The sequence below is a fragment of the Collinsella sp. HCP28S3_B9 genome, assembly GCF_052066095.1.
Lineage (GTDB): Bacteria > Actinomycetota > Coriobacteriia > Coriobacteriales > Coriobacteriaceae > Collinsella.
The window spans coordinates 14,861-34,367 of the sequence record NZ_JBQHST010000006.1; the positions used below are offsets into that span (position 1 = coordinate 14,861).

At 63.0% G+C, this 19,507-nt stretch carries 18 protein-coding genes; 2 read left to right on the forward strand and 16 right to left on the reverse strand.

Features of this window, described 5'->3' with window-relative positions; translation table 11 throughout:
- Window positions 1-21: 21 nt before the first annotated feature.
- From ACTNBB_RS02530 to cpaB, 9 genes are all read right to left on the reverse strand, one after another.
- A complete protein-coding gene (locus tag ACTNBB_RS02530) occupies window positions 22-558 on the reverse strand; it encodes a TadE/TadG family type IV pilus assembly protein (protein WP_441015643.1) in 537 nt (178 codons plus the stop codon).
- A complete protein-coding gene (locus ACTNBB_RS02535; RefSeq protein WP_154517649.1) occupies window positions 494-712 on the reverse strand; it encodes a hypothetical protein in 219 nt (72 codons plus the stop codon). Before ACTNBB_RS02535 ends, ACTNBB_RS02530 begins: the two co-directional genes overlap by 65 nt.
- A 1-nt stretch (window position 713) precedes the next feature.
- Window positions 714-944 carry a hypothetical protein gene (locus ACTNBB_RS02540; protein WP_441056596.1) on the reverse strand — a complete coding sequence of 77 codons (231 nt, stop codon included), beginning with the start codon at window positions 942-944 and terminating at the stop codon, window positions 714-716.
- Window positions 945-1,237: 293 nt separating this feature from the next.
- Window positions 1,238-1,471: a hypothetical protein gene (locus ACTNBB_RS02545; RefSeq protein WP_427719148.1), complete on the reverse strand. Its 234-nt coding sequence runs from the start codon at window positions 1,469-1,471 to the stop codon at window positions 1,238-1,240.
- 10 nt (window positions 1,472-1,481) lie between these two features.
- Complete coding sequence (locus ACTNBB_RS02550) at window positions 1,482-2,123, reverse strand: type II secretion system F family protein (RefSeq protein ID WP_441056594.1); 642 nt, start codon at window positions 2,121-2,123, stop codon at window positions 1,482-1,484.
- Complete coding sequence (locus ACTNBB_RS02555; protein ID WP_441056592.1) at window positions 2,120-3,046, reverse strand: type II secretion system F family protein; 927 nt, start codon at window positions 3,044-3,046, stop codon at window positions 2,120-2,122. Before ACTNBB_RS02555 ends, ACTNBB_RS02550 begins: the two co-directional genes overlap by 4 nt.
- The gene (locus tag ACTNBB_RS02560; RefSeq protein WP_427795920.1) at window positions 3,019-4,347 is read right to left on the reverse strand and encodes a CpaF family protein; all 1,329 of its coding nucleotides are present in this window, start codon (window positions 4,345-4,347) and stop codon (window positions 3,019-3,021) included. Before ACTNBB_RS02560 ends, ACTNBB_RS02555 begins: the two co-directional genes overlap by 28 nt.
- Window positions 4,344-5,981: an AAA family ATPase gene (locus tag ACTNBB_RS02565; RefSeq protein WP_441056590.1), complete on the reverse strand. Its 1,638-nt coding sequence runs from the start codon at window positions 5,979-5,981 to the stop codon at window positions 4,344-4,346. Before ACTNBB_RS02565 ends, ACTNBB_RS02560 begins: the two co-directional genes overlap by 4 nt.
- Window positions 5,981-6,640, reverse strand: a complete 660-nt coding sequence (cpaB, locus tag ACTNBB_RS02570; RefSeq protein ID WP_441056588.1) for a Flp pilus assembly protein CpaB — start codon at window positions 6,638-6,640, stop codon at window positions 5,981-5,983. The genes ACTNBB_RS02565 and cpaB overlap by 1 nt, the downstream gene beginning before the upstream one ends.
- On the opposite strand from cpaB, the gene ACTNBB_RS02575 reads away from it, so the two are divergent.
- Window positions 6,627-6,830: a hypothetical protein gene (locus ACTNBB_RS02575; protein WP_195838599.1), complete on the forward strand. Its 204-nt coding sequence runs from the start codon at window positions 6,627-6,629 to the stop codon at window positions 6,828-6,830. The two genes, cpaB and ACTNBB_RS02575, sit on opposite strands and share 14 nt — an antisense overlap.
- 67 nt (window positions 6,831-6,897) lie before the next feature.
- On the opposite strand, the gene rsgA is transcribed toward ACTNBB_RS02575, so the two are convergent.
- Window positions 6,898-7,851 (reverse strand): ribosome small subunit-dependent GTPase A, encoded by a 954-nt coding sequence (gene rsgA, locus ACTNBB_RS02580; RefSeq protein ID WP_441056607.1) that lies wholly within the window; start codon window positions 7,849-7,851, stop codon window positions 6,898-6,900.
- A gap of 475 nt (window positions 7,852-8,326) precedes the next feature.
- Entirely contained in the window at window positions 8,327-11,008 is a 2,682-nt protein-coding gene (locus tag ACTNBB_RS02585) for a cation-translocating P-type ATPase (RefSeq protein WP_427728430.1), read from the reverse strand.
- A gap of 442 nt (window positions 11,009-11,450) precedes the next feature.
- Between ACTNBB_RS02585 and pyk the strand changes: the two genes are divergently transcribed.
- Window positions 11,451-12,911, forward strand: a complete 1,461-nt coding sequence (gene pyk, locus ACTNBB_RS02590; RefSeq protein WP_154517625.1) for a pyruvate kinase — start codon at window positions 11,451-11,453, stop codon at window positions 12,909-12,911.
- 203 nt (window positions 12,912-13,114) lie between these two features.
- Here pyk and ACTNBB_RS02595 read toward each other — a convergent pair whose 3' ends face one another.
- From ACTNBB_RS02595 to pheT, 5 genes are all read right to left on the reverse strand, one after another.
- Window positions 13,115-13,963, reverse strand: coding sequence for a hypothetical protein (locus ACTNBB_RS02595; protein WP_441054335.1), 849 nt, complete (start codon window positions 13,961-13,963; stop codon window positions 13,115-13,117).
- A 79-nt stretch (window positions 13,964-14,042) separates the two neighbouring features.
- Window positions 14,043-14,813, reverse strand: coding sequence for an energy-coupling factor ABC transporter ATP-binding protein (locus tag ACTNBB_RS02600; protein ID WP_441056586.1), 771 nt, complete (start codon window positions 14,811-14,813; stop codon window positions 14,043-14,045).
- A 44-nt stretch (window positions 14,814-14,857) separates the two neighbouring features.
- The gene (locus tag ACTNBB_RS02605) at window positions 14,858-15,694 is read right to left on the reverse strand and encodes an energy-coupling factor transporter transmembrane component T family protein (RefSeq protein WP_441056584.1); all 837 of its coding nucleotides are present in this window, start codon (window positions 15,692-15,694) and stop codon (window positions 14,858-14,860) included.
- Window positions 15,672-16,757, reverse strand: a complete 1,086-nt coding sequence (cbiM, locus tag ACTNBB_RS02610) for a cobalt transporter CbiM (RefSeq protein WP_441056582.1) — start codon at window positions 16,755-16,757, stop codon at window positions 15,672-15,674. The genes ACTNBB_RS02605 and cbiM overlap by 23 nt, the downstream gene beginning before the upstream one ends.
- Window positions 16,758-17,003: 246 nt before the next feature.
- The gene (gene pheT / locus ACTNBB_RS02615) at window positions 17,004-19,457 is read right to left on the reverse strand and encodes a phenylalanine--tRNA ligase subunit beta (protein WP_427728441.1); all 2,454 of its coding nucleotides are present in this window, start codon (window positions 19,455-19,457) and stop codon (window positions 17,004-17,006) included.
- Between the last annotated feature and the right edge of the window lie 50 nt (window positions 19,458-19,507).

Genomic DNA, 19,507 nt, shown 5'->3' on the forward strand with positions numbered 1-19,507 from the left:
ATCATTCGCAGCAGGCGACGCCTAATCCCACGCGGCAATCCACGAATCATAGTCTCCCTCCAGCCATCCGGGACGCGATCGGTACGAAACGTCGACTTTCAACTCGACATTCCCTCCTCCCCCCACATTGCCCATGGCCTGCGCGAACGCGCCGATCACGGGTAGCGGCTTTACATCACCCGCGATAGATACAGACGAAACGCCCCCTGCGCCCGCCCGGCCAAGCTCGATATCCCACGACAGCGGTCCGCCGGCGTGAAAGATCGAGACATCGGGCACCGCGGCGAGACGGCGGCGGGCAAACTCCTTGAGGTCGTCGTCCTCCGCCGTCGTCGTGGTCATGAGCCGCGCCGTCTCGGCGGCGGCAGACTCCATGACCGCACGCGTATAGAGCAGGCACACCGGCTGCAGCGCAAGCAGGATGAGCGTCAAAAACGTCGGCAGCAAAAAAGCGGCCTCGACCGTGGACTGCGCCCAATCCTCGCGCGCGATATCAATAGAGCGCGATGTCTTTGGCGCCTGCGGCGGCGTCGATAACCGATGTCGAGGCGACGCCATGGGACGCCGCCCGTGCAGCCAACGCCGCCAAGCGTCCGTCGGTGCCGGCGCGCCAAAGCCCCGCAATCGCCAGCACGATGGAAAGCAGCGCCATGGTGACGATGGCGTACTCAACGGTCGATTGGGCAGACTCCTCGCGCAAAACGTCAAGCATTTCACAATCCCTCCTTTGACCCCGATGCTTGCGGAACCAAGCGCACCGCGCGTAAGCGGCACGAGGCGTCGCCGGCATCCGCGGCAACCGTCACCATGTCGACCCAGCCGCGCCCATCGCGCACGATGGCGCCCCATACGTTGCCCTTGATGTCGAGGTAGCCGCTTAGAGCGAGCTGGGCTGTGGGCACCTCGCGATAGACACGCAACAGGTCCGCGGCAGCCTCGGTCATCGGTCGCTCCTCGGCCCATGTCAGCCGGGCTGCGACTGCGTTGTCCGCAGATGGACCCGCCGCAGCATCCGCCCGTTCGTCGAGGGCGCGCAGAAAAGTTTGTGCCGTGACGGCGGCATCCCTGTCGGCCGTGTCCCGCGCTTTGTCATCGGGAGGCGCCGCCGCGCCCGAGCTCCCATCCGCGAAGGCCCCAGAACGCTGCTGTCGCACGGCATTCAGCCCCCAGAGCGTCGCCGCTATCGCCACAATCAGGCAAGCGAGCACCAGCAGCACGCCAACAGAATGCCCGCCTTCTACAGGCTGTTGATGCCGTCTTTGATCGCGTTCCATAGCTTTTCGACGTTGCCCTTAAATGCAACGATGGCAATGATCGCGATTACCACGAGCACGCCGACCAAGATGGCGTACTCGGTGGTACCCTGCGCGCTTTCCTCCTGCACCAGCGCCTTGGCACGTTGACAGGAACGCATTGCACGGTAAAGCGTCCGACTCCAAACCCTACCCATAACGTCAGCCATTTTGTTCATGTATTCCTCCCTACATCATCCCGCCTGCTCCCAGCAGCGGGCCCAATATGGATAACAGCAGTGCCGGCAAGATGAGCGTGCCGGTGGGAATCAGCAGCTTGACGGGCGCTCGTTCAATCTCGCGCTCAACCGCGGCACGATGGGCGGCGCGGATCTCGCGACTTTGGGCAGCAAGGGTCTCGGCAAGCGGGGCACCCAGGGCGAGCGCTTGACCCACCGTAATGGCAAAGGTCTCGAGCGCCCGCACGTCCAGGTCCTGCGCGGCCGCCAACAACTCGTCCTCGCGCGCTCCCACGCCCACCTGCCACGCCATGCATGCCCGTTCAAGCCGAACAGTCAGCGCCGATCGACGATTGGCGCAAAAGATCTCGAGCGCCGCATCGAACGAAAGGCCGGCGGAAAGCCCCAGGCGCACCACATCAATCATCTCGGACACCTCACCGAGCGAAACCTGCGCTGAGTTGTCCACGCCAAGTGCGCCCCTCACCCACGCAATAGCGGCATCGATCACCGAATGGGCCGCAGCAACGACTAGCACCGCCTCGCGCTTGCAGGCCCCTGCGATCTTGCGTGCATCCGCCCGATCCAAACCCGTCGCGATAAATACACTCAGGGCGCACAGGCAACCCGCAACTGCAACCGGGGCGCTCATAGCTCCACCCGCATAATGCGCCGGATAACCACCAGGGCAACGGCGTTGAGAGCAAGACCCAACACCACAGCGCCCGCACCGGCAGGCGTCACAAGACCGCGACGAAAATCTGCCGAAAGCAGGGCCAGCACCGCGCACATACCCGCCGGCATCGCCGCGACCATATGCGCCGACATGCGCGCCTGCGACGTTTTGACATCCAGGCGGCGCTTGAGCTCGATACGCTCCCCCACCATGCTCGACGCCTCGGACAGCAGATCGGCAAGCGGGGCACCGGTCCGCTGCGACACCTTGAGCGCCAACGTGACAAGCGAAAGCCCGGGGGCGTCGATGCGGACAAGCAGGTCGTCGAGCGCATCGGCAGCCGAAATGCCGCAGTCGATCGCCGCCGCCACCCGCAGAAACTCGGTATGCACCGGCTCTTGCGCGTGAGCGCCCACAAACCGCATGCCCTGGGCCAGCGAATGTCCCGAGGCAAGCGACATGGAAAGTGCCGTAAAGGCCTCGGGCATGGCTTCCTCCACATCGCGCTGCTCGCGTCGGTGGTCAAAGACGTCGCATGCGGCGCCGGCGGCAAAGGGCGCAACCGCCCCCAAAACAAAGCCGATGGGCGATAGCGACACCACGGCAAGCACAAGGCAGCAGACGCCACTCGATAGCAACAGGAACGCTAAGCGTGAAGCATCATCCTCAACGACAAGACCGATGCGGCGCACGGGAGCCAACGATGCCCAGGAGCGGGCGATCTTTTTCAGCAGATCGTTTTCCACCAGCTCACGCGGCAGCTTCTCGGCCACCGATTCAAACATATGGCGCACCAGCTCCGCCGGCGGCACCCTCGGCACATGAGGCTCCACTCCGCATACCGTCGCGACCGAAAACCCGGCAAGGCCCCCTACGACGAGGGGCACAACGACCTCCATTCGTCCACCTCCTCCTGCGTAAGCGTTCCCGAGCGCAAGCCCTCTGCGATAAACGGCGGCTCGCGGTTGAGGGTCCAGGTGCGCTCGGCGGCATCGAAGGTCACGTAGCGCTCGAGTTCCACGCCACCCGACGCGCCGCGTCGCACCCCCGAATAGGAGGACACAAAACGCCGGCCGTCCGCATGGCGCTCGGACATCACGATGCCGTCAAGCGCCATAGCGATTTGTTCCTCGATAAGCTCGCTCGGCAGATCGATGCCATAGCGCGCAAGCAGCGTCAAACGCACCACGGTCTCTTGCTCGGTGCCCGCATGAAGCGTGGTGAGCGACCCATCGTGGCCCGTGTTCATGGCCTGCAGCATGTCGCAACATTCCGCACCGCGTACCTCACCCACCACAATACGGTCGGGACGCATACGCAGGGCGTTGGTCACCAGGTCGCGGATTGTCACCGCACCCTCACCCTCAATTGAAGCCTCGCGCGCCTCCAGGCGAACCACATGCGGGTGATGCGCGAACTTGAGCTCGGCGGAATCCTCGATCGTCACGATGCGCTCGCCGGTAGATATCTCGCACGATAGCGCGTTGAGCAGCGTAGTCTTGCCCGACCCCGTACCGCCCGCAACCGCCAAATCTTGGCGCAGCGACACCGCACACGAAAGCAGTTGCGCATACCAAAGCGGCAGCGACCCCAGGCCCACAAGCTCGTCCAACGAACAGATGCGATCCGAGAACTTGCGGATAGTGAGGATCGGCCCATCGATCGCCACGGGCGGAATCACCGCGTTGACGCGATAACCTGTCTTGAGGCGGGCGTTGACGATGGGACTGCGCTCGTCGATACGCCTGCCCAGCGGCGAGATGATGCGGTCGATGAGCACGCGAATCTGCTCGTCATCCTCAAACGCATGCTCGATGGGGTATAAGACCCCGCCGCGCTCAAAGAAAGCCGAGCGGCAACCGTTGACCATAATCTCGGTGACGGTGTCGTCCTCAATGAGCGGCTGCAGCGGGCCCAAGCCCACCACGTCATCCAAGATCTCGTTGATGATGGTCTCACGCTCGGGCGTCGCCAGGTCGGTCGGTTCTTCCACGTTGAGTGCCGCCTCCACCGCAGGACGCAATTCCGAGCGGGCAAGAACCGGATCGATGTAGGCACTGATGCGTGCCACCTCGTCGTAGCCCACGCGGTCCATCACGGCCCGCTTGGTGCGGCGCTTGACCGCACGGCGCCATCCCACATCGACAGGTGCCGTCGCCGCTGCCGCACCGGCTGCTTTGATTCTCGTTTGCAGGCTCATCGGCAATCACCCTCACGCGACCAGGGAAGGCGGATGCGCGGGCGTTCGGTGCGCGTTGCACGGTCGGCGACCATATCGCTCCAAGGCCCTACGGCGCACCCCAGTTCCACGAGCATCTCACGCGTGGCCTCGCGCACGCTGGTCGCAAAAGCGCTGGTCTGCCCCACTGCCTCGTCAGCGCGCCCAAACGCCATGAGCGCGGCGAGATCCTGCCCGCCATCGGCGATACGAATCTTGGAGCTCAACGCACAGGCAATCTCAAAGCGCATGGCGACATCCTCGTCCGCCCCACGCGCGCCAAATCGGTTGAATACGGCGCTCATGCGCGTGCGCGGCACGCCCACACGGCTCGCCAGCTCAATGACGCGCGCTGCAGACGTCGCAGAAGAAACTGCCGCATCACCCACGACAAGGCAACGGTCGCACGCCGCCACCGCAGCCGCCACGGCATCGCCCCAAAAGACCGAGGTATCGATAAGGACCACGTCGGACTCACGACGCAAGATGTCGAGCAGCAGCTCTACCGGACGCGCCATGAGCTCGGCGCGCTCGGGCGCTGCGACAGGCCCCCAAAGCGTAACGCCTGGGGCAACGCGCATCGATGCAGCGACCACGTCTGGCTCCGCAAGTGCGCCCGTGACCGACGGCTCGATAAGTGTCGCCATGTCATGCGGGGCATCGGCGCCCAGCAAGTCGTAGAGATTTCCAAACATTAGGTCCAAATCGAGTACGGCAGCTCGCAGACCCAGCAACGAAGCGGCATGCGCCATCGTGGCGACAATCGTCGATTTGCCACAGCCGCCCGATCCCGAGACGGCGCAGATGACCGGAGCTCGATGCGACGTCGACGCAGTGTCTGCCAGCGGTGCAGGGGCTGACGACGTGGGCGGCAACGTCCCCGTCTCGCCAGCCGCACCCAAGTGCTGCGTCCACGCCGGCACGGCAGGCTGCTCAAACGGTAGGGGCGGAACTGGGGATTCCGCTGTCACGTCGACGTGCGGGCCATCACCCGCGACAAGGCCCTCGACCTCATCGAGTCCATCGGCCAGGCTCACGCCGTGCACGTATCCCATATCTACGGCCAGGAGGTCTTCGCCATACGGCACCGACGCTCCGACGTCACCACATGCAAGGGGGCCCGGGGGGCGCCGAACATGCTCGGCTTCCGCTTTCCCATAGTCATCAACACGCGGGCCTCTTGTAGCGCGAGGCGCCCCGGGTTCCCTATCAACAAAAACATCGGGCTCAGGCGACACGCCCCAATCGGAATCAACCGCTCCCTCGCCCACATGTCCGCTGCCGCATATGCTGTGCGCAGCGATGACCTCGGTCGCCCCCGCGCGAAACAGTCCCTCGATATCCGACGGATCGAGCTCCTCTATCAACACGACGACGCGGCTCACGCGTCCTTCGGCAGTCAGGCGCGCGACGGTCTCTCGCACATCTTTAGTATCAAACAGGGATGCCGCGATAATGGCAGCGCCACGGCGCGAAGGAAACGCCCGAGCCATAGACACCAATCCGTCTAGGTCGCCCACGCGAAGCACCTGCGCGCCCGCATCGCGGCCCTCGACTTCCTGCTGCAGCAGTCCGTAATCGCCACACGCGCAGCACGCAAGCCAGATCGCCTTCATCACTCGTCGCCTCCGCTCTTTTTGCCGCGTGCCGTGGCGGGAATCGTCAAGCTGACCGTTCCCTTGCCCGAGGCTCCCAGCAATTCCTTGACGTCTTTGGGGTCGGCCGCCAGCGTCACCCACTCGACCTTGCCTTCGCGCGTGGCACCGGCCTCGTCGCTGGTATCGATCACATACGCGCCGCACAGCCGGTCGGTCACGCCGTCTTTTTGCACGTACACATCCACGTAGCTGCCCACGCCTGCGGCTCCTCCCACCGAATGCTCGGCATCGACCGCCACCGAAACGGCAACCTTGCCCTTGGGCACCTCGAGCGTATGGCTCTCGGCTTTGGTGTAGACATCGCAGACCACGGCATTTTTGGGAATACGCGAGGTCGTCACGTCGCCACGCACCTGGCGCAGCTCGGTCGCCGCATCGCGCGGCAGCAGGCTCGCGAGCCACTCTTGGGTTACGACATTGGTCTCGTCGAGGGTCTCACCCACATCGATATCACGTGCGGCAACGCAAACTTCGACGCGATCGCCGCCGTATTTGGCCAAGGTTTCGGCCTGGTCCTGCTCAGCCCGCGAACGAACCGATGACCCGTAAACCATGCAGAGTGCCGCGGCGAGCACGCCCGCTGCCAGACTGATGGCGATGCGCTTGCTCTTGTTCACGGCAGCTCCTCTCAAGACAGCACTGGGCGGATGGGATGCCCGTACCACTATTGTCCGAGCGGCCAAGCAACAAAACAGCGCGATCACCATCTTGGTTTTAAGTGTCAAACCAATTACCAGCCAAGAGCTGACCAACCCGTCAAGCCCGCGGCAAGGTTTTGGTCAGCGCGTCGGCAAAACGCTCATTTAAGGGCGCATCGCCAGTAAAAAAGCCGCCTCCCGCACAGTTGGAAGACGGCTGTCATAGATAAATTCAATTACAGATGGACATCGGGATCGAGCATTTGGGCACTCACGCGCATGGATGACGCCAAGTTTTGGAACGTTTCCAGGCGCAGGCCATCGATCTGCCCGGCATCGGCGGCCTCGCGAACGGCGCAGCCCGGTTCGTGGGTATGCGTGCAGTCGCCAAACCGACACGCACGCGACGCCTCGACGATCTCGGGGAAGGCACGCGCCAGGCCCCGCTCGTGACCAACGAGTGGCAAACTGCGCAGGCCCGGAGCGTCGGCAATGACGCCGGCGTCGCCCGGCAGCGCCACCATCACGCGCGCGACCGTGGTATGGCGGCCTTGGTCGTCGCGCTCGCGCACACCACCGGTAGCCAGCGCATCGTGGCCCAGCAGCGCATTGAGCAGCGTCGACTTTCCGGCCCCCGACTCACCCAGGATCATGGCGCACGTTCCCGCCGGAACACAGGCGCGCACCTCATCCAAACCACGGCCTTCGGCAGAGGACGTCACGATCACGCGCACGTCCGGGCCCACCAGACGGCGCACGCGATCCAGATCGCGCTCGAGTTCCGCGCCCCCGCAGCGGTCGGCCTTGGTAAGCACCACCACCGGCTCGGCATCGCAGTCGAGCGCCAAAACCAGCGAGCGCGCCACGCGGTCGAGCAGCACCTCGCCGGCGCCAAGTGCCTGCACGATCAGCACGCTATCCACGTTGGAACAAAGCACCTGACGCTCGCCGCGGGCGCGGCCACGCCAACGCTCAAAACTCGTGCGTCGCGGCAGGACGCATTCGATTACGCCCATGTCGTGCCCGGGTGCACGACGCACCGCCACACGGTCGCCCACAGCCGGCAGCAGTACCTCGTCCTCGCCGCGCGACTTGGCAAACCCCACGGCATGCTCGGCACGAAAGGTATCGTCGGCCGTCGCCACCAGCGGAAACCCGCGATCTAAGCGCACCACGGCGCCCAGTTGCATCTGCTCGGGCTCCTCGGCTTGGGCGCAAAAATCGTCAAATGCTGCCTGCTGAGCCGCGGCGACCGGCAGATCGCCAAACGCCGGAACATCCTGCAGCGCATCGAGTCCCGGCACGCTCGCCAGCAGCTCCTCGGCAGACGCGGGGGCTTCGGTCGCAAGCTTCCGACGACGATCACGCTTGGCTCGCGCCCCCGTCGTCTTTTTCTTCGCCTTAGCCCTAGCTTTACCCACAAGCGCCTCCCAGCACCACAAATCACAACTGAGCAGGTATTTTACCCACAAAAAAGAGTCGGTCGAGCAAACGCTCGACCGACTCACACACTTTCCCTCAGCCCTTTATCATCCGCGCGGGAGAAAAGCCAGCAAGGATACCGCAGGGCCCGCCCCGGAAGCCCTTTCTCCCGAACGATCCCGCAGCGCGAAGCGCGAGGACCAGTGAGGGAGAAAGGGCGTGGGGCGGACCCGGACAGGTACGTTACTCCTTCTCGACTGCGCGCATGATCGCCTTGTAGATCTCCATCAGCGGAATGATCAGGAAGGCAAGGCCCAGCGCGGCGATAACGCCCTTGAGCTCAAGCGTCACGGGGCCAAAGAACATCTCGGCAAGCGTCGGCTGCACGGTTACGATCACCGTCAGCACCAGCGCCAGCGCGGCAGAGGCCCACAGCCACTTGTTCTGCTTCTTCATCTTAAACAGCGACGTGCGGCGGCTGCGCATGTTAAAGCAGTGGAAGATCTCGACCATGTTGAGCGTGATGAAGGCCATCATCACGCCTTCCTCGTCGGCGACGCCGGCGATCATATCGGAGATGTGGATGTAGCCCATATCAAAGTACACGCCTACAAAGAAGCTCGCCAGCACCAGCGCGGCAATGATCAAGCCCTGGACCACGCAGTCCAGGCCCATATTGCCGGCAAAGACGCCGTCCTTGGCGTTGCGCGGCTTGCGCTTCATGATGTCGCCCTCGGCATCCTCCATGCCCAGCGCGAGCGCGGGGAAGCAGTCGGTGACCAGGTTCACCCACAGCAGCTGCACCGGCTGGAAGATGGTAAAGCCGATGAGCGTGGCGATAAACACCGAGAACACCTCGGCAAGGTTGGCCGAAAGCAGGAACTGGATGACCTTGCGGATGTTGTCGTAGATGCGGCGACCCTCTTCGCAGGCACCGATGATGGTGGCGAAGTTGTCGTCGGCAAGCACCATGTCGGCGACGTTCTTGGTAACGTCGGTACCAGTGATGCCCATGCCAACGCCGATGTCGGCACGCTTGATGGACGGGGCGTCGTTGACGCCGTCGCCCGTCATGGCCACGATCTGGTCGCGCGACTTCCAAGCCTCGACGATACGGGTCTTGTGCTCGGGCTGGACGCGGGCGTACACGCCGTAGTCCTCGATGTGCGCGTCGAGCTCCTCGTCGCTCATGCGATCGAGGTCGGCACCGGTGATGGCATGGCTGCGATCGGTGACGATACCCAGCTGCTTGGCGATGGCCACGGCGGTGTCGATGTGGTCGCCCGTGATCATGACGGTGCGGATACCGGCATCGTGGGCCTCGCGGATGGCGTCGGCGACCTCGGGGCGGACCGGGTCAATCATGCCGGACAGGCCGCAGAAGACCAGGTCGTGCTCGAGCGCGGCGGGGCTGCAGTCGCTCGGGACCTCGGTGTAGGTGCGGCTTGCCAGCGCCAGCACGCGCAGGGCCTCGTCGGCCATGGCCTTGTTGGCGGCCACGAGCTCGGCACGACGCTCCTCGGTCAGGGGGACGACCTTATCGCCCTCGTAGATGTGGGTGCACAGGCCGATCACCACGTCGGGCGCGCCCTTGGTGTATTGCTCGTACTCGCCGTCCAGGGTCTCAACGACCACGGACATCATCTTGCGGCCCGAGTCAAACGGGGCCTCGCCCACGCGCGGGTGCTCGGCAGTCAGACCAGTGAGGCCCGCCTTTCCGGCATCGTTGACGAGCGCGCACTCGGTCGGCTCGCCCACGGCCTCACCCAGTTCCTCGTCCCACTGGGCATCGGAACACAGCGCCATACCTGCCAGGAACTTCTCCTTAGGCGCAGCAAGCTCGTGCTTGACGACGGTCATCTTGTTTTGGGTAAGGGTACCGGTCTTGTCGGAGCAGATGGTCTGCGTGCAGCCGAGAGTCTCGACGGCAGAGAGCTTGCGGATAATTGCCTGGCGCTTGGCCATCTTGGTCACGCCAAGCGACAGCACGATGGTCACGACGGCAACCAGGCCCTCGGGGATGGCAGCGACGGCGAGCGAGACGGCGACCATAAAGGTGTCGAGCAGGGCAGTCGGGTCGGTAAGGACGTTGCCCACGCCGTGGCGGACGATGTCGACGCCAAAGATCACGACGCAGATGACAATCACCATAATGGTGAGGATACGGCTGAGCTCGGCGAGCTTCACCTGCAGCGGTGTGAGCTCTTCCTTGGCCTCGGCCAGGGCACCGGCGATCTTGCCCATCTCGGTATCCATGCCGGTGCCGACCACGACGGCGCGGCCACGGCCGTACACAACGGTGGAGCCCATGTAGCACATGTTCTTGCGGTCGCCGAGCGGCACGTCATCGGTGCCCGCGGCAAGCTCGATCACGTTGGCGTGCTTCTCGACCGGCACGGACTCGCCGGTGAGCGCGGCCTCTTCGATCTTCATCGTGGCGCTCTCGAGCACGCGGCAGTCGGCCGGGACGGAGTCGCCCGCCTCGAGCATGATCACGTCGCCGGGAACGAGCTCGGCGCTCGGCAGGTGCACGAGTTTGCCGTCGCGTAGAACCTTGGACTGCGCCGCGCTCATCTCCTGAAGGGCCTCGAGGGCCTCCTCGCTCTTGGCTTCCTGGACCACGCCCAGCACCGAGTTGACGATAACGACGAACATGATGATGGCGACATCGGCAAAGTCCGCCTCGCCCTTAACCATGCCCGTGAGCGCGCTGATAACGGCGGCAACGATCAACATGATGACCATGGGGTCGGCCATCTGCTCAAAGAAACGCTTCCACAGCGGCGTCTTCTCGGCTTCCTCGAGCTTGTTAGGGCCTGTCTTGGCGAGGCGCGACGACGCCTCGTCGTTGCTCAGGCCGAGGTTCTCATCGACACCTTGGTCGCTGAGCACCTCCGCCGCGGCGGACAGGTATTCCTTTTGCATATAGAGTCCCCTCCTGGGATTCGGGCCACTCAGCAGATTGATGCCCGATCATAATTCCCAGGAGAAGGGCAAGGGCTCATCAAGGCTGCCGTGCTGAGCGGCAGTTGATAGTGGAGCTATGGTACCCCAAAGCGACGCGTCTAGCCAAAACAATCCATTTGTAAATATGGTCCGTATGCAACGATGCGGACCGTGTGATGCTCAATACTGATAAAACGTTTTTTCTTAGGCGCGTCGCCAAACTAAAATATCGCCCAGATAGCAGCGGTTAGAGCGGTTGATAAAGTTTTTTCATATACCGTTTTTTCCGTAAAAGATGAACTTCTAATTCGGCATACGGTCGATTTTTTGGGGTATTCGGTCGGTATTTCGTTATAATCAACTCAGTTTTATTTCTTATGGTTTATCTATCAGCGCAAGACGATGTCAGATGGAGGTCTGAATGTACAAGCGCACTAAGATTGTATGCACCATGGGTCCCGCCTGCGATAGCGACGAGACCATCCGCGAGATGATCAAGGCGGGCATGAACGTCGCCCGTTTTAACTTCTCGCACGGCTCCTACGACGAGCACCACGGTCGCATCGAGCGCGTCCGTCGTATTTCCAAGGAGCTCGGTATGCCCGTCGGCATCCTGCTCGACACCAAGGGCCCCGAGGTCCGCACCGGTCTTCTGGTCGACGGCAAGAAGGTTGCCGTCAAGACCGGCGACAAGATCGTCGTCACCGCTCAGCCCACGTCCGAGGATTTCCACGGCACCGCTGAGCACATCTCCCTCGACTACCTGGCTCTGCCCTCCGAGGTCGAGAAGGGCTCCCTCATCCTGATCGATGACGGCCTGGTTGCTCTCGAGGTCGAGTCCGTCGACGGCCAGGACATGACCTGCGTCGTCAAGAACGACGGCCTGATCGGCGAGCGCAAGGGCGTCAACATGCCCAACGTCAACATCTCGCTGCCCGCCATCACCGAGCGCGATCGTCAGGACATCCTCTTTGGCCTGACCGAGAACATCGACTACATCGCCGCTTCCTTCATCCGTGACGGCGAGTCTGTCCGCGGCATCCGCGAGCTTTGCCGCGAGAACGGCGGCGAGCACGTGACGATCTTCCCGAAGATCGAGTGCGCCCTGGGCGTCGAGAACTTCGATGAGATCCTCGAGGCTTCCGACGGCATCATGGTCGCCCGTGGCGACCTGGGCATCGAGATCAAGCCCGAGCTCGTTCCGCACATCCAGAAGGAGATCATCGCCAAGTGCAACGCGGCCTACAAGCCCGTTATCACCGCTACGCAGATGCTCGACTCCATGCAGCAGAACCCGCGCCCGACGCGCGCCGAGGTTGCCGACGTTGCTAACGCCATTTACGACGGTACCGACGCCGTCATGCTGTCCGGCGAGTCCGCTGCCGGTAAGTACCCGGTCGAGGCCGTCAAGATGCAGGCCAGCATCGCTCTCGAGACCGAGAAGTACCTCCCGGCTCACGCTCCGCTCGAGGTTCCGGCCGATGCTCACGGCACCCGCGTCGTCAACAACGTTGTGGGTATGTCCGCTGTGAACATGGCCACCACCGTTGGCGCCAAGTGCATCACCGTGCCGACGACCACCGGCCGTACCGCTCGCCTGATCTCGCACTTCCGTCCCAACATGCCGATCTGCGCGTTCTCCCGCCACGAGTGGGCCGTCCAGCAGATGATCATGTACTGGGGCGTTATCCCGCACAAGGCCGAGATTACCCAGGGCACCGTCAACGGCACGATCGTCAAGGCGATCGAGACCGCTAAGGAGCTCGGCTACGTCGAGACCGGCGATTTGACCGTCGCTACCGCCGGCGATCCCCGTATGAGCGTCCAGCTTGAGGACAAGGTCTCCTCGACCAACGTTGCCTACGTCGCTCAGGTGCGCTAAATCGCACTTGCAAGCACATTTGCATTAAAAAGGGCCCGGAAGGCTTCGCCTTCCGGGCCCTTTTTAAGACCTACTTCATATGCCGCTTCATCGATTTGTGTTCAGTCGCGAACCTTTCCGATGCCGAGCACACCACCGAAGATGCCCTGCGGCGGGGAGCTGTTGGTCAATTGGAATGAACTGTTCACCGTTACGTCAGCCGGCTAGCAGCTAGCGATCAGAGGGACTGCGGGGACGTCAGAAGCGGCAACGCGGGCGGCAAAACCCGCCTCGGTTAGCTCGACGACCTCGGTAAACGTTGCGTCAAAGAACCCTTCGGTCAGCAGACGGTACGGCGGATGATCCGGATCGCCGGGGTTTTCGCGCACAATCTCGTGCATAACGCCAATGGTCTTGAGCACATACTCTTGTGGAATCGAATACTGACCAAACTGGGCCGCCGCGGTATAGAGGCGATCGGTCGCACGCGGGATAGAAACGATGCCGAGCGTCTTGCCAAACCAGTCAAAGTCTCCCTGCTTCTTAATGCGGAACTCCTCGCACGGCTTGCCGCCGCGCGCCTCGAGGTATTGGTTCACGCGCGTGTTCCACACGGTATCGGCCACCAGATGCGACCAAACGCCCAGCGTCAAATCGAGCAGCGACTGCGCCACGTCATCGGGCGCGAGCGAAAACTCGGCGGCGCCGGGGCCGTCAACCGGCTCGGCGTCTTTGTAGCGCTGCGGATAGTGCACCCGATTGAGCCTTTCACGCTCTTCGACAATCGAGGTCGCTGCAGCCGGCGCACCCGCCGGCGCACCTTTAAGCAACGGCGCCACATAGGTGTCCCAAAACTCATGCTCGCGTGGCTTAGGAATGGGCTCGGGCTTGGCAAAGTGCGTGATGCGATACGGGATGGGGTCGGCAATACCGGGAACCATGTACCCCACAAAAATGTCCGGAACCACGCTGCCAAACAAAAAGGCATTGCGGTCGCGCACGTTATCGGCAAGCGCGCCGGCACGCGCCAGAAGTCGTTCCGTCTGAGCGATATGAATATTCCAACTTGGCATAGCCACCCCCGTAAAAATCCGGATAACTATACCATTCGCAGCAAGTCACGTGCGCGGCCGCAACCCCACTATGCGGCAACTATTCTGCTGCACCGTTTTCGGTTCCATATGATGGCACGGGAGCCCCGACCACGTGGTGATATCGATCGATATAAATCGCACGGGCCCCAAGACGTCGTACTAAATCCTGATGATGCGTGCTCATCAAGACCGTCTTACCGGCAGCAACATAGGCCAGTAGAAAGTTGACCACGATGTCGCAAGAGTCCTCGTCAAGTCCGTTGGTAGGCTCGTCGAGCACCAGAATATCGGGGTTCATCGACACGACGGCAGCCAGCGCCACACGCTTCTTTTGCCCGCCCGAAAGCTGATAGGGCGAGGCATCGACCAGATCGGCAACCTGAAACAGCTCCATGGCATCACGGACGCGGCGCCCGAGCTCGTCCGCCGAAAGCCCCATTTGAGCCGGGCCAAACGCGACCTCCTCGCCGACCGTGGCGCAAAAGAGCTGTGCATCGGCGTTTTGGAACACGAAGCCCACGCGCTGATGGAACCGCTGGGCCGTCGCGGAATCCTTGAGATATGCCGCATCGACCACATGTCCATCAAACAGGTACGTACCCGCATCCGCAAGCTCAAGGCCGTTGATAAGCCGCATGATCGTCGTCTTGCCGCAGCCGTTGGGTCCAAGCAGAGCAACCAGCTCACCGCGATTAACCTGCAGCGACACGCCATCGACCACCGTATGGCCCGCATAGGAAAACACCACGTCGTGAAACTCGATGAGCGGCGTGGCCTTGGCGCCGGCAGCACCGCTCGCACCCATCGCACCATTTGTATCGTTTGCCAAAACGTCGCCCTTCCCTATTCACATCGACGGCTTGACCGCCCGCGCTACAGCACCGCGCACAACACGGCGAGCAGCACCACAACGGCCGCATAGACCGCGTCGCGCCAGCCAAATCCGTTCCGTGCAGGCGCCGGATATGCGCCGGCAAAACCGCGGCAAAGCATAGCCTCGTCCATCGCGCGGCTGCATTCCATCGCCTTGATAAAGGTCATGCCCATGATACCCGCGATCGAATCGGTACGCGAAAATCCTGCAGGCGCACGGCCAACGCTGCGCAGCAAGACTGATTCGCACAGGTCGTGCGCCGTGCGACCCAGCACCTCGATGTGTTTGAGCGCCATATCAAACGTAAAGATAACCTCGTCGGGCAGGTGCAGCATCTTAAGCGCCGCCGACATGCGACTCCAGGTAAGCGTCCACGAAACGCCCAGCACCAATGACACATTAACAAAGGTCTTGAGCGCAATCTTGAGCATGGCGTCCGTGGCAGAAGCACCCAGCAGCAGGGCAGGAAGCGCCAAAACCACGGCAAACCCCGCGGCAGCCAACGCCGGCACAAAGGTCGCGTGCAGCCCGCGTGCGGGGCGAACCGCAACGAGCACCAACGCGATCGCTGTCATCAGCATCAAGTACAGCGGGCTCTGCGTCAGGCATACGCACAGGACGCAGACGAACATCCCCACCAAACGCACTGGCGCCGAAACGGAAGAAAGGGCGCGGTCGATAATCGACCCGCCCTTATGCACGCCGCCACCTAGGCGAACCCGCTCAAGCAGGCTCGCCAGGTGCAGGACATTCTTTTGCATCACACGATGCCGAGCCCCCGCGGGCTCATAACGCTGCTCGGCCGCAAGCCAGCTAGGCAGCTCGACCGTCGCCATGGGCTCCGCTTTCCTTGACCGTTAGCGAGACCAGACGGAATGCGATGGTGAGCACCGCCACGCCAATCACGCCCGAAAGAATATACATCGCGGCCTGGCCGGCAAAGCCAAGGCCCTGCTCCTCGGAATAGGCCTGCAGATAATCGCCCGTGGGCAGGGCATCGGCAAAGGTCGGGGTATCGAGACCGACCGAAGTCTGCAGACTGTCGTCACCAGCCTCCTGAACGGCGGTCGCGGCGCCCTCAGCGTCCCACTCGCCCCAGGCGTCACCGGTGGCCAGCAAGCCGAGCGGCGTGGCCACGACAAGCACGGCGACCAGGATGAGCGTGGGAACCAGCGAGGTCTTCTTGGCAGTAGCGCCCTCGGCAGCAAACTGGCCATCGGCGGCCTCGGGCCCGACGATAACACTCGGCGCCGTCTTCTTAATGAAACCGTAGATGGCGGCCGTCGCCACGCCCTCGACCACGCCGGCTACCAACATGTGCGGGATCATCATGGCCGGAATGGCAATAGAGAGCGGGAAGGGGCAGTACAGCGGCGCGCCCGAAGCGTTGGTAAAGAACATCGGCTGAATACCAAACTCGATCGCCGTGCACAGGGCCGCCAGGCACAGGCCGACCCAACCGCTTACGACGGCCGAAACCGAGGTGCCCCAGCTCTTGTCGTGCAAACGGCTGTTGAGCGCACGGAACACGATAGCGGCGGCAAACGGCAGCACGAAGGCCATGTTAAAGCAGTTGGCGCCAAAGGACAGGATGCCGCCGTCGCCAAACAGCAGCGCCTGCAGCGCCAGCGCGACCGAAACCGCGATGGCCGCGGCCTCCGGGCCCAGCAGCAGCGCGATGAGCGCGCCGCCGACGGCGTGACCCGTGGTACCGCCGGGCAGCGGCACGTTGAACATCATGAGCAAGAAAGAGAATGCGGCGCAGATACCCAGGAACGCCATGTGCTCGCGGTCGAGCGTGGCGCGCACCTTTTTGATGCAGTGAACCCAAACGGGCACCATCGCCACTGCCATGACGACATCGGTCTGCGGGGACAGATAATTATCTGGAATGTGCATGTACGCCTCCCGGTTATCGGCGCACAGAATTACAACGCCGCTTAAATCACCTTGCCAGTGTTACGTATTGTCAGATTCGTAACACGCCACGGGCTATCATAGCAAAACGGCGCACTGCCGACAAAGCAGTACGCCGTTATGCAATGCGCGTGTCATATATGCAGGCTCAGCAGCGCCTTATACCGAGGATAGCAGTCACGTAAGGCTCGGCATCAGCCACCGCTGACCCATACCCCAGTGCAGGACCTAGCCGCGGACCTCGCCGTTTACGCCCTTGCACACCTTGGTGACAATCTTCTGGTGCGCTTTTTCGACCTCTTCGCTGGTAAGCGTGTGGTCGTCGGAGCGATACGTAAGCGCAAAGGCCATGGACTTCTTGCCCACGCCCACGCGGACCGGATCGCGGTAGACGTCGAACAGACGCACACCCTCGAGCAGCTTGCCGCCGGCGCTGGTAATGCGGCGCTCAAGGTCCTCGCAAGTCACGGAGTTGTCGACCACGATAGCAAGATCGTGCTCAACAGCCGGGTACTGCGAGAACTCGCGGTAGTTCTCCTGGTTGCGGGCGCCCTTGATCAGCTTGTCCAGGTCGAGCTCAAAGGCAACGACGACCTCGTCGATACCCATGGCTTCGCGCGCCTCGGGGTGGATCTCGCCGACCCAGCCCAGCACGGTGCCGCCAGACAGAACCTCGGCGGCACGGCCCGGCTGCAAGAAGGCATAGCCCTCGCCCTCGACGGGACGGAAGCGAACCTTCTCGATGCGCAGCTGGGCGAGCAGCTCCTCGACGATGCCCTTGCCAAAGAAGAAACGCAGCTTGCGGTACTTCATGTTCCAGGACTGCTCGCTCCACTGGCCCGAGAGCACGCCCGCCACGGACTTAGTCTCCTTGGGCAGGCTGGCGTTCTCGCGGCCGTGGAACAGGCTGCCGACCTCGTACAGGTGCACGTTGGGCGTGCCATGGGCCTCGTTATAGGCCACAGACTGCAGCAGGCCCGGCAGCAGCGAGCGGCGCATCTCGGTCTGCTCGGCCACCAGCGGGTTCATAAGTACCACGGGGCAGCCGCGGCCCTCGGTGGACATGCCGATCTTCTCCAGGTCGCCCGGCGCGGCAAAGCCAAAGGTCGTGGTCTCGTTGAGGCCGCAGGCACGCAGGATCTCGCCGACCTTGCGGGTAAGCTTCTGCTCGCGGGTCAGGCCACCGATGTGGTTCTTGGCAGCCGGGATGGTCGCCGTCACGCGGCCCATGCCCCACAGGCGCAGGACCTCCTCGATCAGGTCGATTTCACGCGGCAGGTCGGGGCGGAAGCTCGGCGGGGTAACCATAAAGTCCTCGCCGTCGCGCTCGACGGTGCAGCCCAGGCGGGTGAGCGAGCGCTCGATAAAATCGGGCTCGATGTCGGCGCCGCAGATGGCGTGCACGCGGGCCAGGCGCAGCTTGATGCTGTCGATGGTCTTGGGCGCGGGGAACACATCCACGTAGCCGGGAGCGACCTCGCCGCCGGCGATCTCCTCGATGAGCGCGCAGGCAACATTGGCCACATCCACGCAGCCGGTCTCATCGACCTGGCGCTCAAAGCGGATGGAGGCGTCGGAGATCAGCGACAGGTCGCGGCTGGTGTGCGAGGTGCGGCCGGCGTCGAAGCAGGCGCTCTCGACCATCACGTCGACGGTGTCGTCCTCGATCTCGGAATCCATGCCGCCCATAACGCCGGCCAGCGCCACGGGGCGCTCGCCGTCGGTGATAAGGCCCATGCCGGCATCGAGCGTGCGCTCCTCGCCGTCGAGGGTCGTGAACTTCTCGTCCTGCTGGGCGGCGCGAACCACCACGCGGCGCCTGCCCTCGCGCTCGGCAAAGGTGTCCAGGTCAAAAGCGTGCAGCGGCTGACCGGTGAGCATCATCACATAGTTGGTGATGTCGACGATGTTGTTGTGCGGACGCACGCCCAGGGCGTTAAGGCGCTTGACCATCCAGTCGGGCGACGGGCCGACCTTCACGTTGCGCACAATGCGGGCGACATAGCGGTCGCACAGGCCCTCGTCGGCGATCTCGACCGAAAGCTCGTCGTCGGTCGCGCGGCCGGTCTCCGCCTTGATGGCGGGCAGCTCAACGTGGAAATCGCGATCGAAAATGGCACCGGTTTCGCGGGCCATGCCAATCATGGACAGGCAGTCGGGGCGGTTGGGCGTGATCTCGCAGTCGAGCACGGTATCACTCGAGCCCACGTACTCGGCAAACGGCATGCCGCAGGGCGTATCCTCGGGCAGGATCATAATGCCGGAGTGGTCGCCGCCCAGGCCGAGCTCGCGCGCGGAGCAGTTCATGCCCATGGACACGACGCCGCGAAGCTTGCTCTTCTTGATCTTGACGTCGCCGGGAAGCACAGCGCCGATCATGGCCGTGACGATGTGGTCGCCGGCCTCAAAGTTCTGCGCGCCGCAGACGATCTGCAGCGGAGCGGGGTTGCCGTCGGCGTCGAGGTTCTTGTCACCCACGTCGACCGAGCACACATACATATGGTCGCTATCGGGGTGCGGGGTCTTGGTGAGTACCTTGGCGGTCACCACGTGGTCGAAGGACTCGCCCACGGTGTCGATCGCCTCGACCTCGGTGCCGGTACGGATATATTCGTCCGAAAGGGTCTTGGGATCCTCCGGAATATCGATCATGGTCTTGAGCCAGTCGTAAGAAACACGCATCTAACTGGTCTCCTTTCATCTGTAACGTCTGCAATAAACAGACGGAAAAC

Coding starts and splice junctions, on each gene's coding strand:
- ACTNBB_RS02530 (WP_441015643.1), bottom strand. CDS start 558: ATGGCGTCGCCTCGACATCGGTTATCGACGCCGCCGCAGGCGCCAAAG.
- ACTNBB_RS02535 (WP_154517649.1), bottom strand. CDS start 712: ATGCTTGACGTTTTGCGCGAGGAGTCTGCCCAATCGACCGTTGAGTAC.
- ACTNBB_RS02540 (WP_441056596.1), bottom strand. CDS start 944: ATGACCGAGGCTGCCGCGGACCTGTTGCGTGTCTATCGCGAGGTGCCC.
- ACTNBB_RS02545 (WP_427719148.1), bottom strand. CDS start 1,471: ATGAACAAAATGGCTGACGTTATGGGTAGGGTTTGGAGTCGGACGCTT.
- ACTNBB_RS02550 (WP_441056594.1), bottom strand. CDS start 2,123: ATGAGCGCCCCGGTTGCAGTTGCGGGTTGCCTGTGCGCCCTGAGTGTA.
- ACTNBB_RS02555 (WP_441056592.1), bottom strand. CDS start 3,046: ATGGAGGTCGTTGTGCCCCTCGTCGTAGGGGGCCTTGCCGGGTTTTCG.
- ACTNBB_RS02560 (WP_427795920.1), bottom strand. CDS start 4,347: ATGAGCCTGCAAACGAGAATCAAAGCAGCCGGTGCGGCAGCGGCGACG.
- ACTNBB_RS02565 (WP_441056590.1), bottom strand. CDS start 5,981: ATGAAGGCGATCTGGCTTGCGTGCTGCGCGTGTGGCGATTACGGACTG.
- rsgA (WP_441056607.1), bottom strand. CDS start 7,851: ATGCAACTGGGCGCCGTGGTGCGCTTAGATCGCGGGTTTCCGCTGGTG.
- ACTNBB_RS02585 (WP_427728430.1), bottom strand. CDS start 11,008: ATGCAAAAGGAATACCTGTCCGCCGCGGCGGAGGTGCTCAGCGACCAA.
- pyk (WP_154517625.1), top strand. CDS start 11,451: ATGTACAAGCGCACTAAGATTGTATGCACCATGGGTCCCGCCTGCGAT.
- ACTNBB_RS02595 (WP_441054335.1), bottom strand. CDS start 13,963: ATGCCAAGTTGGAATATTCATATCGCTCAGACGGAACGACTTCTGGCG.
- ACTNBB_RS02605 (WP_441056584.1), bottom strand. CDS start 15,694: ATGGCGACGGTCGAGCTGCCTAGCTGGCTTGCGGCCGAGCAGCGTTAT.
- cbiM (WP_441056582.1), bottom strand. CDS start 16,757: ATGCACATTCCAGATAATTATCTGTCCCCGCAGACCGATGTCGTCATG.
- pheT (WP_427728441.1), bottom strand. CDS start 19,457: ATGCGTGTTTCTTACGACTGGCTCAAGACCATGATCGATATTCCGGAG.